The 13,146-nt window shown below is 71.1% G+C and carries 14 protein-coding genes; 12 read left to right on the top strand and 2 right to left on the bottom strand.

Annotated elements, in window-relative coordinates:
- The 4 genes from AC1DYN_RS19780 to AC1DYN_RS19765 all read left to right on the top strand — a co-directional run.
- The coding region (locus tag AC1DYN_RS19780; protein WP_477962667.1) for a hypothetical protein at positions 1-669 on the top strand (669 nt) is incomplete at its 5' end.
- Positions 666-1,175, top strand: a complete 510-nt coding sequence (locus tag AC1DYN_RS19775) for a type III secretion system chaperone family protein (RefSeq protein WP_477962665.1) — start codon at positions 666-668, stop codon at positions 1,173-1,175. The genes AC1DYN_RS19780 and AC1DYN_RS19775, both read left to right, overlap by 4 nt.
- Before the next feature lie 104 nt (positions 1,176-1,279).
- A complete protein-coding gene (locus AC1DYN_RS19770) occupies positions 1,280-3,139 on the top strand; it encodes an ATP-binding protein (protein WP_477962663.1) in 1,860 nt (619 codons plus the stop codon).
- Positions 3,140-3,313: 174 nt separating this feature from the next.
- Positions 3,314-4,057, top strand: a complete 744-nt coding sequence (locus AC1DYN_RS19765; RefSeq protein WP_477962661.1) for a hypothetical protein — start codon at positions 3,314-3,316, stop codon at positions 4,055-4,057.
- Between the two features lies 1 nt (position 4,058).
- Here AC1DYN_RS19765 and AC1DYN_RS19760 read toward each other — a convergent pair whose 3' ends face one another.
- On the bottom strand, positions 4,059-4,313 hold the full coding sequence (locus AC1DYN_RS19760) for a hypothetical protein (RefSeq protein ID WP_477962659.1): 255 nt from the start codon (positions 4,311-4,313) through the stop codon (positions 4,059-4,061).
- A gap of 36 nt (positions 4,314-4,349) precedes the next feature.
- Positions 4,350-5,048 (bottom strand): hypothetical protein, encoded by a 699-nt coding sequence (locus AC1DYN_RS19755; protein ID WP_477962657.1) that lies wholly within the window; start codon positions 5,046-5,048, stop codon positions 4,350-4,352.
- A 189-nt stretch (positions 5,049-5,237) separates the two neighbouring features.
- Between AC1DYN_RS19755 and AC1DYN_RS19750 the strand changes: the two genes are divergently transcribed.
- The 8 genes from AC1DYN_RS19750 (at position 5,238) to AC1DYN_RS19715 (ending at position 13,116) form a co-directional block, all read left to right on the top strand.
- Positions 5,238-6,638 carry a sigma-54-dependent transcriptional regulator gene (locus tag AC1DYN_RS19750; RefSeq protein ID WP_477962655.1) on the top strand — a complete coding sequence of 467 codons (1,401 nt, stop codon included), beginning with the start codon at positions 5,238-5,240 and terminating at the stop codon, positions 6,636-6,638.
- 761 nt (positions 6,639-7,399) lie between these two features.
- Entirely contained in the window at positions 7,400-8,161 is a 762-nt protein-coding gene (locus AC1DYN_RS19745; protein WP_477962653.1) for a response regulator transcription factor, read from the top strand.
- A gap of 30 nt (positions 8,162-8,191) precedes the next feature.
- On the top strand, positions 8,192-10,129 hold the full coding sequence (locus AC1DYN_RS19740; RefSeq protein WP_477962651.1) for a SulP family inorganic anion transporter: 1,938 nt from the start codon (positions 8,192-8,194) through the stop codon (positions 10,127-10,129).
- Positions 10,126-10,722, top strand: coding sequence for a hypothetical protein (locus AC1DYN_RS19735; RefSeq protein WP_477962649.1), 597 nt, complete (start codon positions 10,126-10,128; stop codon positions 10,720-10,722). The genes AC1DYN_RS19740 and AC1DYN_RS19735 overlap by 4 nt, the downstream gene beginning before the upstream one ends.
- A gap of 22 nt (positions 10,723-10,744) precedes the next feature.
- A complete protein-coding gene (locus AC1DYN_RS19730) occupies positions 10,745-11,827 on the top strand; it encodes a TAXI family TRAP transporter solute-binding subunit (protein ID WP_477962647.1) in 1,083 nt (360 codons plus the stop codon).
- Positions 11,828-11,844: 17 nt separating this feature from the next.
- Positions 11,845-12,411, top strand: a complete 567-nt coding sequence (locus AC1DYN_RS19725; RefSeq protein WP_477962646.1) for a hypothetical protein — start codon at positions 11,845-11,847, stop codon at positions 12,409-12,411.
- 164 nt (positions 12,412-12,575) lie between these two features.
- Complete coding sequence (locus AC1DYN_RS19720; RefSeq protein WP_477962644.1) at positions 12,576-12,857, top strand: BrnT family toxin; 282 nt, start codon at positions 12,576-12,578, stop codon at positions 12,855-12,857.
- Entirely contained in the window at positions 12,850-13,116 is a 267-nt protein-coding gene (locus tag AC1DYN_RS19715) for a BrnA antitoxin family protein (protein ID WP_477962642.1), read from the top strand. The genes AC1DYN_RS19720 and AC1DYN_RS19715 overlap by 8 nt, the downstream gene beginning before the upstream one ends.
- Positions 13,117-13,146: the final 30 nt, after the last annotated feature.

Raw genomic sequence — 13,146 nt, 5'->3', positions numbered from 1 at the left:
GGCCGACACAGGGCGGGCTGGCACGGGCCCGGCTCGCGGCCGAAGCGGGCCGGCAAGCCGCAGCGCAAGGCGCGGCGGCGCGGCGCCTCCGGCGTGCCGTCCGAGGACGACGAGCACGACGTCCATTCGCAGGCGGGCGAGCAGGCCGGCACGGCCGCGGTGCAGCTGCGCGAGCAGGCGCAGGACGGCGGCGACGACCAGGACGAAGGCGGCGGCGAGCGCTCGCGCCAGGACCGGCAGGCGCGCGCGCGCGGGCTGTCCGGCAAGGCGGACGACGCGGGCGGCGGCCTGCGCCGGCACAGGCTCTTCGATTCGAAGGTGCCGCTGCAGCGCTGCGTGAAGGGCAGCATCGGCCTGGTCGCGCAGGCCGTGCAGCGCCAGGACGTCGCGCACACGGCGGCCGCATTGCGCCGGTTGCAGCTCGACCTGCTGCGCGCCGCGCGCGCCGGCGGCCGGGTCGACCGCGGCGGGCTGAAGCGCGTGGCCGAGCACCTGCTGGCGCATTTCGCGAAACCGCAGCGGCCCGAGGGCGGCTTCGCGCCGGCGGTGGTGATGCTGCACCTGACGCTGCCGATGCTGTTGCTGCAGCTGCAGGTGCCGCGGACCGAGGAACAGGCGGCGCTGGCCATCGCGAAGCTGATGGTGCAGGCCAGGAGGAGCGAGCGATGAACGACGAAGAAGCGCCGCAAGGCGTTCCAGACGACGCGCCGGAGGGCGACGCGGACCACGAACGCTACGTCGGCCTGCTGACCGCGCTGTGCGGCGAGTTGGACCTGCCGGACGTGCAGGCGGTGCTGCAGGCGCGCCGCGTCGAGGTCGAGGGGTTCAGCGTGATCGTCGACCACGTGGCGAACGATCCGCAGGCGATGTACATCCAGTTCGACTACGGCATCACGACGGCCGGGCGCACGCTGTCGATCTTCCGGCTGATGCTGGAATCGAACCTGCTGGTGTATGCGCAGGACCAGGCGCAGCTGGGCCTGGACCCGGACACCGGCTCGACGCAGCTGATCGTGCGCGTGCCGATGAGCGACGACATCGACGGTGCGTGGCTGATGGAGACGCTGACGCACTATGCCGAGCACGGCCGCTACTGGAAGGACCACCTGCTGCAGGCCCCGGACGACATGTTCGAGGCCATCTCGGCCGGCGACTACCTGTGGTTGCGCGCATGATGACCAGCGCCCGAACCGTTCGGGCTGAGCTTGTCGAAGCCCTGCTCGCCGGCCTCCGTTCGGGCTGAGCCTGTCGAAGCCGGCGCATTGCACAATCGCCTCCCATGTCCGACAGCGACCCCCAGGAGCTCTTCGAAGACCGCCCGACGCTCTGGCCGCACACCGCACCGGAGCGGCTGCTGCCGTCCGAGGTCGAGCAGCGGCTGCGCAAGGCGTCGCTCAGCGTCGCCGCCGATGGGCCCTACGCGGTCGCGCTGTGCGAGGAAGCCATTGCGCTCGCGCGCGCGACCGGCGACGACGGCGAGACGGTGCGCACGCTGTTCCGCGCCGCGTCCATCGTGCTGCAGGCGCGCCGCCCGGACCGCGCCTACGTGCTGTGCCTGGAGGCCCAGCAGGCGCTGGAACGGCGCGACGACCGCTGGCGCGCCACCCGCATCCTGTTGCTGCGCGGGCAGTGCTGGCTGGACGTCGGCGAGCACGAGCGCGCGATGACGCTGATCGCCGAGGCGGCCGAGCGCTTTCGCGTGATGGAGAACCGTGCCGACCTGGCGCGCTGCCATGCGGCGATGGCGATGGCGCATCGCCTCGCCGGCGACCTGGAACAGGCCATCGCGGTGGCCGAGCAGGCGGTCGGCCTGGTGAACCCGCCGCACGACCGGCACCTGGACATCAGCCTGCGCCACAACGAGGCGCTGATGCGGCTGGAGCGCGGCCGCCAGCTGGCGCAGCGCGGTGAGGTGCAGCAGGCGCAGGCCGAGTACGCCCGCGCGTCGGCGGTGCTGCCGGACGTGCGCCACGTCGAATCCCCCCGTGGGCAGCCCGATGGCGGCCAGGTGCTGCAGAACATCGCGCAGGTCGCGATGGCCGTTGGCGACGACGCGACGGTGCTGCTGGCCTTGCGCCGGCTGGCCGAATGGGCGCGCGAGAACCGCAGCCGGCTGGAGCGCGGCCTGGTCTGGCTGCAGATGGCCGAGCTGCAGCGCGAGCGTGGGCGGGCGCGTGCCGCGGTGTCGTGCGCGCGCGCCGCGGTGAAGCACCTGTCCACGCTGCACAACGAGCCGCGGCTGGTGACGGCGCTGGGGCTGCTGGCCGAGCTGCTGGAGGCGCAGGGCGAGCACCGCGGCGCGTACGAGGCCTATGCCGAGAGCTCGCGCACGGCCGCCGAGCAGCAGCGCGAGGCGATCGCGCTGCGCGCCGAGATGCTGGCGCTGGACCGCGATGCCGAGCAGGAGCTGCGCAGCACCGAGCAGACGCTGGCCTATGCGCAGCGGCTGTCCAACGTCGGCCACCTGGTGGCCAGCATCAACCACGAGCTGAACCAGCCGATGGCGTCGATCCGGCTGCTGGCCGAGACGGCGCTGGAGCTGATCGAGCGCGGCGAGGCACCCGACGAGGTGCTGGCCAGCATGCGCTCGATGCTGAAGCTGTCGACCCGCCTGACCGACCTGACGGCGCAGTTGGCGGCCTTCCCGGCGCGCCGGGCGGCGCAGGGCCAGCGGCTCAGCCTGCGCCAGGCCGTGCTGGAGGCGCTGGGCATGCTGCGCTCGCGGCTGCTGCAGACGCAGTGCGAGATCATCATCGGCTTCGACGATGCGGCGGCGCACGGCGACGAAGGCCAGGTGGTGCGGGTGATCGCGAACCTGGTGAACAACGCGCTCGACGTGCTGGAGCCGGTGGCGGCGCGGCGCATCGAGTTCGGCTGCGTGCCCGACGGCGAGTTCGTCGTGCTGAGCGTGGCCGACAACGGCCCGGGGCTCGCGCCACCGGTGCTGGAGCGGCTGTTCCAGCCGTTCTTCTCGACCAAGGCGGCGGGGCGCGGGCTGGGCCTGGGGCTGGCGCTGTCGCGCGACGTGGTGCGCGAGATGGGCGGCGAACTGCTGGCGCGCAATGCGGTGGWGGGCGGGGCGGTGTTCGAGGTGCGGTTGCCGGCGGAGGATCCGACGACGGTGCCGGGGGGGCTGTAGCGCCTGGAACCATCCGCTGGGGCAGGTGACTGAGTCGGCACCATTTCCTCGGCACTGCGCATGGCAAAACGAACACGAAGACGCTCATCCTCTCCAGGGCGGTGGCTCCTTTCAAGCGATCATGAATGCGAAACCCAATCCTGGAGCAGCGACTCTTCCGATCAGGCTGAAGGGGTGGCGTCGGTCGAGCAACGCTTCGCCGACCTGGCCCCCACTGGCAAGACCGGTGCCTTCGCACTCGGGCCGGCGCACTGGAAGCTGTTGGGGGACATCTCGCGGCTGGACGAACCCGACAAGTACCTGCAGCAGTTCGTGGTCAGGTACCTCGGCACGAGGAGCGGCATGTCGCTCGAGATGCTGCGCGCGAACAGCCAGACTCTTGCGAGAGTTCGCCGGGAGCTTGCGGGGCTGGGCTTGGGCGAAGTGACCGCGGCCACCAAGCGCGTGGCGACCGACGTGCTGGCCTTGGCCGTGCAGACATCTCCTTCGCCGTTGTCGTGCATGGACCTGCTGCAACGGGCGTTCGAAGGTCACGAAGCGCTGCTCCGCGATGTCTTCGCGGCCTGCTGCGCCCTGTGCGGCAAGGTACGTGGTGTCCCTGACCGACTCCACACCGTGGCATTGGCGGCGTTGGCGTACCTGTGTGGCAATCTGGACGAGGACGTGTCGGCCGCCTCGCTCGCACTGGCCGGTGGCGATGAGACTGCCGTCAAGGCGCACCACGGCCGACTGCTGCTGTGCTGCGAAATCCTGGCTGCTGTCGACGCACTGCGTGACGGAGAAATCGACGAGGCCGCTGAGCGACGGGAGCAATGCAGGCCGATGCTGGCGGCAAAGGGCGGCCAGACGCTCGTCGATTGGTGCAAGTCGGCTTGCGACGATCTCGACGCGGAACTGGCCCTCGCGCCCGTGCAATAGGTCAGGGTGCGGCGTTGCGCCGCAGCAGTTGCACCAGCAGCGAGGCGCCGGCCGCGGCGGCGTCGTGGGGGCCACCCTGCCGACTGGCGTGCGCCAGCACCGCGATCGCCGCCTGCCGGCAGGCGTCGCGATCCGTCTCGGCCGATGGATCGGCCGGGTCGCCCATCAGCTGGTCGGTGATGCGCTCGATCAGCGCATCCAGGCGGCGCATGGCCTCGGCCTGCAGTTCGCCGATGTCGGCGGTCGCGGATGTCATGACGGGATCCTCGTGAAGTGTGCTCATGCCATGGCCTCAGGACGGCGTTGCGCCGAGCACCGCGGGCGCGCTCTGCGGACGTGCGGCAGACGCCTGCGGTGTGGGGCGTGCAGGGCTGGTCGATGCGGACGGTGTCGTCGGCGGACGGCTCGGCCGCGGCGGCACGAGGGGCTGCGGCTGCTGCGGTGGCGTCGCGTCGGGCCGCGCAGGCTTCGTGCCGCCGCCCAGCAGGCCGATCAGCTTGCCTGCGTCCTCGCCGAACGTCATCGCCGACTGCAGGAAGTTCTCCAGCGTGTGCAGCCCCGCCTGTGCCTCGTGCAGCGCAGCGTTCAACCGCGGCCCGGCGAAACGCTGGAACGTCGCGCTGTGCTCCACCAGCTGCAGCGCCTGCAGGAAGCCCGACGTCACCTGCGCGGCGCGGTCCACGCCCTGGAAGGCCGCAGCCGCCGGGTTCTGGAGCGCCGCCGCGATCGGTTGGCGCATCTGCTGCAGCTGGGCCAGCGCGTTCATCGCCCGCGGCTGGACGCGTGCACCGGCCGCCCGCAGGGCCGGGTTCGATGCCAGCTGCGACATGCGCGACGTCAGGCCGCCGACGCCTTGCTGCGTGCGCCGTGCGGCACCCAGGGCCCCTTGCACGAGGCCGGGGGCGGCGGTGGTGGCGCGGCGGGCCGCCTGCTCGGCGATGCGGGCGGCCTGTGCGCCGGCGCGCAGCAAGGGGGTGATCGGTGGTGGCATGGGACTCCTCGGCAGGTGGGGCGGGCCGGCGGCCGGCGTGGTGCTCCACGGTAGGGGCGGGGCGAGGGCACCGGGCGGGCGCATCCGAAGCCGTGCCTGTGCAAGCGAAGACCGCGTGCGCCGGGGCTGTCGCACGGCCGCATTCCTGCGAAGATGGTGCATCCGCCGATCTCCCCAGTTCCCGACTCCATGCAAGACAAAGCCGCCAGCCCCGCCGACACGCCCGCCGAGACCGCCGCGGGAACCACCGCAGGAATCACCACCACGCGCATCCTCGTGATCGAGGACGACGAGGCGTTCCGCTTCAGTGTCAAGCGGGCGCTCGAGCTGGCCGGCTACCAGGTGAGCCTGTTCGAGGATGCCGAATCGGCGATGGCGCAGATGGCCGCCGTGGCGCCGGCGGCGGTGCTGACCGACCTGCGGCTGCCCARGGCCGATGGGCTGTTCGTGCTGCAGCGGGCCAGGGAGAAGGATGCCGACCTGCCGGTGGTGCTGATGACCGGCCACGGCGACATCCCGACCGCGATCCAGGCGATCCGTTCCGGCGCCTACGACTTCCTCGAGAAGCCTTTCAGCCGCGAGCGCCTGCTGGCGGTGATGCAGCGTGCGGCCGACCAGTACCGGCTGGTGCAGGAGAACCGGCAGCTGAAGAGCCGGCTGGCCGAATCGTCGGGCATCGACCAGATCGTGCGTGGCGATGCGGCGCCGGTGCGCGAATTGCGCGACCTGATCCTGCGCCTGGCGCCGACGCCGGTGGATGTGTTGATCCATGGCGAGACCGGCACCGGCAAGGAGCTGGTGGCGCGCTGCCTGCATGATTTCGGCCGGCGCAACGGCAACTTCGTCGCGCTGAACTGCGCGGCGATTCCCGAGAGCCTGTTCGAGAGCGAGCTGTTCGGCCACGAGGCGGGCGCCTTCACCGGTGCCGGCAAGCAGCGCATCGGCAAGATCGAGCACGCGAAGGACGGCACGCTGTTCCTCGACGAGATCGAGGCGATGCCGCTGGCGCTGCAGGCCAAGGTGTTGCGCGTGATCCAGGAGCGCGAGGTCGAGCGGCTGGGCAGCAACAAGCCGATCCCGGTCAACTTCCGCGTCGTCGCGGCCACCAAGGTGAGCCTGGAGGACCTGGCGAAGAAGGGCGAGTTCCGGCCCGACCTGTTCTACCGCCTCAATGTCGCCTCGCTGAAGATCCCGGCGCTGCGCGACCGGCTGGGCGACATCCTCGGGTTGTTCCAGGTTTTCCTGCAGCAGGCGAGCCTGCGCTTCCAGATGCCGGTGCCGTCGCTGACGCCGGACCAGCACCAGGCGCTGCTCGCGTCGCGCTGGCCGGGCAACGTGCGCGAGCTGAAGGCGTGTGCCGAGCGGATGATCCTCGGCTTGCCGATCTTCGTCGACGGCGAGCCGACGGCCTCGGCGCCGCGCTCGTTCGACGAGTCGGTCGCGATGATCGAGCGCAGCCTGCTCGAAGAGGCGCTGCGCCGCCACGGCGGCTCGGTGAAGGCGGCCTGTGCCGAGCTGTCGCTGACGCCGGCCACGATGTACCGCAAGCTGAAGGCGCTGGCGGTGGATCCCTCCGCATATAAAGATTAGCCCCCCAGTCGCTATCGCTCCTGCCCCCAAGGGGCGCCACGCCAGGGGCCTGGCAAAGCCAGTTCCCCGGCGCGTTGCTTGAGGGGGCGCTTCGCTGCGCTTGCTCTGTCCCGGATTGGCATCCGGGCTACCCCGTCTTCGTAGCCCGGATGCCAATCCGGGATCTCCGCATAAAACGGCTGGTTCGGCAAAGGCGCGTGCGCGGTGGGTGGGGCGCGCCAATCAGGATGGGGCGCCGGAGCTGACTGGTTTCAAGGCCCGCGCGCGCCAGCGCGCTTCGTGGACTGACTTGTCGCCGACTGTTTGACCACAGCGAGCGCAGCGAGCGGCGGGAGTTTCGGCGACGGGCCTTGAAAGCAGGCCGCGCAGGGGAGTCCTCGCCCGCCAGGGCGAGGACCGCTTCATCCGGCGCGCCCCACCCACCGCGCACGCGGCTTTGCCCGCGCCACGGCACGAGCCCGGATTGGCATTCGGGCTGCGAGACTGACGCCACGCTGACACCGCTTTCAGAACTCGAACGACCGTTCGTTGCAGCACTGAGAGACCGACGGGGCCCTGCTTCTCAAACTTGATTCTCGCGGTTCGCGGGCGCTGTCGGATGACCGGCCGCCGCGACGCGCCGCCACGCCCGCCACGACGATGAATCAAGTACTTGCGAGCGAAGATGAAACCGCTTGCAAATCGCGCAGCCATCCATGGCTTCGTGGCACATGCCTTGCGAAACGAGACGGGCAGACATCATTCAACCAAAGGGGAGTCTCGTGAACAAAGCAGCCTTGTTGATCGAAGACAAAGAGACGCAGCTGGTGGTGCGCACCGCGCTGGAGTGCGCCGGTTTCCACTGTGAAACCTATGCGTCCACCGCCACGCTGCTGCGCGGCATCAAGCGCGACGACCACGGCCTGGTCGTGGTCGACGTCGACGACGCGCTGGCCGACTGCGCCGCGCTGGTCGACTGGCGCCGCAGCTGGCTGAACCCGGAAGTGACTTTGGTCGCATTGGGCCGTGCCGATCCGCTGGCCGCCGCGCAGGTGCTGAACGCCGGCGTCGACGATTTCGTCGCGAAGCCGGTGCGCGGTGCCGAACTGCTGGCCCGCATCGGCGCTGCCACGCGCCRCCGCCAGCCGGCACCCGCCGCACAGGGCCCGAGCCTGGCCGGTTGCAGCATCGACCGCGCGGCCTGCGCCATCGTGTCGCCGTCGCAGCGCGTCGGGCTGACCGCGCGCGAACTGGCTCTTGCCCAACTGCTGTTCGAGAACGCCGGCCAGCTGGTGACCCGCGCCCGCCTCGCGCAGGACGTGTGGGGCAGCGATGCCGGCCTCACCGGCCGCTCGATCGAGCAGCACATCTACCAGCTGCGCCGCAAGCTCAAGCGCTGCGCCGGCGAAGCCCTCGCGCTGCGCGGCGTCTACGGCAGCGGCTACCGCATCGATGCCGCGCCGCTGCCGGTGCGCGGCACGCCGACCCCTTCCGCGATGCCGGCCCTCGCGGCCGTTGCGGCCGTGCAGCCGATGCACGCCTGACCTCCGACACCTCTCACCACCTTCACCACCATGCACTCCCATTCCAGTTCTTCCGCGATCGCAGCGCACGCCGGCGTGAACGCGCTGCCCTGGGGCGATGTGCGAGGCGCCGTGCTGTCGGCCCTGCTGTCGCTCGTCACGACCGTCTCGTACAGCGCGGTCGCCGGCGGCTCGCTCGCCGCGATGGGGCCGGGGCTGGTCCCGGCGATGGTCCTGTCCGGCCTGGTCGCCGCATCGCTCGGCGCCTTCGTCGCGAGCCTGCTGGGCTCGGTGCCGACGCAGATCTTCTCGCCGCGCGCGTCGGTGGCCGTGGTCATCGCAGCAGCCGCCACCTCGTTCGGCGCCGCAGAGGGCGGCAACCTGCCGCAGGTGCTGGGCCTGCTGGCGCTGTGCCTGCTGCTGTCGGCATTGTTCCAGCTGGCCTTCGCGGCGCTGCGCCTGGGCGGCCTGATCCGCCTGATCCCGACTTCGGTGATGGCCGGCCTGGTGATCGCGCTGGCATTGAAGCTGGTGTGGTCGCAGCTGCCCGACCTGGTGGCCGCACCGGACCGCCTGCGCCCCTGGGCGCCGCTGGCCTCGGCCATCGCCACGCTCGGCGTGTTCGCGCTGCTGCGCTGGCGCCAGGGTGCCGGCGGCGCGCTGCTGACCGGCCTGGGCGCCGGCCTGCTGGTCGCGACGGTGGTCGACCTGCGCGCCCCCGGCGCGCTGCCGCACCTGCCGGCGATCGCCTTCGATGCCGGCCCGCTGCTGCCGCTGTCGCGCCTGGCCGACCTGTTCGCCACCGGCCTGGCGGGCTCGCACCTGCTGGACGTGCTGGCCTTCGCGCTGGTGATCGCGCTCGTCAACTCGGTCGAGACGCTGGCCTCGGCGATGCAGATCGAAGACCTCGGCGCGCAGCGCTTCGATGCCAATCGCGCGCTGCTGGCCGGCGCCTGCGGCTCGCTGGTGTCGCTGTGCGCCGGCGGCCTGCCGCTGGCCGGCGGCACCTCGACCTCGTCGGTGCACGTGAAGGCCGGTGCGCGCTCGCGCAGTGCGGCGCTGGCATCGGCGCTGCTGGTCGGGCTGGGCACGCTGGCCTTCGCGCCGCTGATCGGCAAGCTGCCGCTGGCGGTGATCGCGGCGCTGATGCTGTGCGTCGGCGCCGAGATCGTCGTGCCGCCGCTGCGCGAACTGCTGCTGCAATGGCGCGCCGACCGTCACGGCATGCGCGGCGAGCTGGCCGTGGTGCTGCTGGTGTGCGTGCTGCTGCTGTGGGCCGACGTGCTGGCGGCGGTGGCGGCGGGCGTGGGGGCCGCCTCGGTGCTGGCCTTCGTGCAGATGCGCGCCAGCCTGGTCCGCCGCGAATACAACGCCACCGATGCGATGGCGCCGACACTCGTCGGCACGCCGGGCGCCGGCAGCGCGCTGCGCGGCATCCCGGTGGTCGAGGTCGGGCAGCCGCTGTTCTTCGCGACGGTCGAGGCGGCGGTGCGGGCGGTCGAGCGCGTCAGCAACGGGTCGCGCTTCGCGGTGCTCGACCTGAGCCGCTGCGGTGGCGTGGACCTGACCGCGGCCAAGGCGCTGGCGCGCTGCGCGGCGGTGATGCAGCACGACGGCCGGCAACTGCTGGTGGTGGGCGGGGCGCGCGTCGCCGAGCTGGAAGCGGCGCTGCGGCCGTGCCGCGTGTTCGGCCACATCGGCGATGCGGTGAACTACGGCACCGAAGCACAAGGGCTGCAGGCGCTGCAGCCGAAGCGCGTGCGGCGCGTCGCCGACGCGGCACCGCAGGCCGTGCTGGGCTATGCCACCAGCGTGCTGGCCGAACACATCGGCCCGGTGGCCGCGGTGCTGGTGAAGCGCGCCGCGTCGGCCGCGGGCAACCGCGAGCAGTTCTGCCGCGTGCTGGCCAGCCAGCTGGACGAGCGCCGCGTGCGCGAGGACTTCCTCGCGCGCATGGCGGATTTCGACATCCCCCGGGAGGCACGATGAGCACCCCCACCACACCCCGCGAGCGCGACGCCTTCGCGAGCATGCTGGCGCGCCTGGATGCGCAGCTGGCGCAAGACCTGGCGCAGGACCTGGCCCACGACCTGGCAGCGCGGGCGGCCACGCCGCCGGGCGAGGCCGAGGCGCCGCCCTTCGCCGCGTCGTTCCTCGCGCCGCCGAAGGCAACGGAGCACCGCCTGCGCCGCTGGCTGCCGTGGCTGGTGGGCGGCGGCCTGGTCGCCGGAGCGATGTCGTTCGCGTTGTCGTTCGATGGCGGTGCGGCGGCGCGCAGCGCGCTGCCGGCTGCGGCCGCTTCGGCGGTGGTGCCGGCGGCGCGGCCTGCGGCCGTTGCCGCATCGGCATCGGCATCGGCATCGGCATCGGCACCGGTGCTGCCCGTGCTGCCGGGATCGGCACCCGAAGCGGCGGCCTCTGCCTCTGCCGCGGCCGTCGTTGCCGCGCCGGCCCCCGCTCCCGCTCCTGCGCTTTCGCCCATCGAGGCCTTGCTGCCGGCCGCCGCCGCGGCGGCCAGTGCCCCCGATACCTGTTCCCGCGCGCGCCTGGCCCTCGGCCTGTGCGCGGTCCCTTCCCCCTGATTCCCCCTGATTGGAGAACCCCATGCGCCACCTGTTTCTGACTGCCCTGACGGCAGCCCTGTGCCTGACCAGCGCCGCGGCCCAGGCCGCCGGCGACCGCATCGTCACCGGTTCCGACCGCGGCACCTACATCGAGATCGGCCGCGACCTGTCGCGCTTCATCGCGCAGCCGGCCGGGCTGCCGCTGGAGGTGCTGCCGTCCAAGGGCTCGGCCGAGAACGTGCGCCGCCTGCGCTCGGAGCCGGGCGTGCGCCTGGCGCTGGTGCAGTCCGACGTCTACCGTGCCTACCTCGACCAGGCCAAGGCCGGCGACGCGCAGGCCGAGCGCCTGATCAAGCCGCTGCGCGTCGTGATGCCGCTGTACGACGAGGAGATCTACTTCGTCGCGCGCGCCGATTCGCCGCTGCGCTCCATCCACGAGCTGCGCGACAAGCGCATCAACGTCGGGCCGGTCGGCAGCGGCACGGCGCTGACCGCGACCACGCTGTACCGCGCGATGTTCGGCAGCCCGATGCTGGAGCAGAACACCAGTTTCCTGTCGAACGAGGAGGCGCTGGTGAAGCTGGCGACCGACAAGTCGATCGACGTCGTCGTGATCGTCGCCGGCCAGCCGGCCAAGCTGTTCGCCGACATGAAGTCGGAGGCGCGCCAGTACATCAAGCTGCTGACGCTGGACCGCGCGGCGCCCGAGAGCCAGGCACTGGACGGCACCTACGTGCCGGCGACGATCCGCAGCACCAGCTACCCGAACTGGCTGGCGCAGGACGTGACCTCGCTGTCGGTCAAGTCGATGCTGGTGACCTACGACTACCAGTCGCCGGGCCTGCGCGAGTCGCTGACGCGCTTCGCGAAGTCGATGTGCAGCAACTTCGACAAGCTGAAGAGCGACGGGCACGCGAAGTGGCAGGAGGTGAGCCTCGCGCCGCCGCAGCTGCCCAAGGGCTGGTCGTACTACGCGCCGACGCAGAAGGTGCTGTCGCACTGCGACGGCGAGGCGGCCGCTGACGGCCAGGCCGTGGCCGTCGCGCCGAAGCCGGCCGCGGTGGTGCCGAGCTGCACGCAAAGCCGCGAGGTGCTGGGCTTGTGCCGCGTGGCGTCGAAGTGATGCGGCGGGTGTAGAGCATGCCTCCGATCAACGGCAGCGGGCTGCCGCCGCCGCGCCTGACGCCGGGCAGCCTGCCGCCCGGCATCGGGCCACGGCCTGCGACGCCGTCGCAGCGGCCCTCCACGCCGACAGGGCCGAGCACCCGCAGCGCACCGTCCAGCGGGCCGCCGGCGCGCAACCCGAGCCCGATCGGCCATTTCAGCAGCGCGCGCAGTGTGCCGCGCGCGAGTCTTCCGGGGCGCGAACCGTCATCGCAGCCGCCGGGCCTGGCACGGCCGCAACCGGGTACGTCGCAGCACCGGCCGGCCTTGGGCAGGCCGGTCGGCCAGGGTGGGCAGGCCCAGGCCACGTCGGCCGCCAAGGAAAGCGCCGATGCGGACGCGATGCTCCAGGAACTGCGCGACCTGCTGGGTGCCTCCGCATCGCGCCTGGACGAGTTGGACAAGGCCGACGGCAGGCACGATGACCCGCAGAAGGTGATGCAGGAGCTGACCAAGATGCTCGAGATGATGAAGGGGCTCAACGAACAGCTGAACTCGCTGCTGGGGTCGGCGGGCCAGTCGTTCAGCAAGGCGGCGGGATGAGCTCGCGAAGGTTCATCTGGACCGGTTGACCCCGCTGGGGAGGAATTTCAGACTGCGCCGCTTCTGCCACTGAAGACCAGGGAGGTCTTTCATGAAGACGGTGCGCGGCGTGGCGCAGCCCGCAGACGGGCGATCTTTCCACTCTTTGACCATATGCATTGAATATGTATACTGAGTGGGCGGAAATCGAATTTGACCCGGCCAAGGCGGAGGCCAATCTGCGCAAGCACAGGGTGAGTTTCACAGATGCGCAGCAGGTGCTTCTCGATCCGAGGGCTGTCACGGTCGAGGATCCTGACGCTGAGGGTGAGCAGCGCTTCTTGACGCTGGGAATGGATTCTCTGGGTCGGCTACTTGTCGTTGTTCACACACCGCGCGGACGCCATACACGGCTGATCTCCGCGCGCAAGGCCAGTCATGGCGAAACGGAGCAGTACCATGCGTAAGGAATACGACTTCTCCCAGGGAAGGCGCGGGGCCGTGATCCCGTCGCCCGGCAAGACACGAATCACCATCATGTTGGACGATGACGTGATCGAGTTTTTTCGTGCCAAGGCGGAAGCGGAAGGAACGGGCTATCAGACGATGATCAATGCCGCTCTGCGGCAGGCTTTGTCGGTGCCAAGACGCAAAAGTGGCGAGGACCGGCCGATCACGGTTGCTGTGCTGCGCAAGGTCCTTCGTGAAGAGCTGCGGGCTGGATAGAGTCTCGTTGCAGACATCTTCAGTTGGCCC

The sequence above is a fragment of the Rhizobacter sp. P2_D12 genome, assembly GCF_056404395.1.
This window is presented reverse-complemented; position numbering and strand designations above follow the sequence as displayed.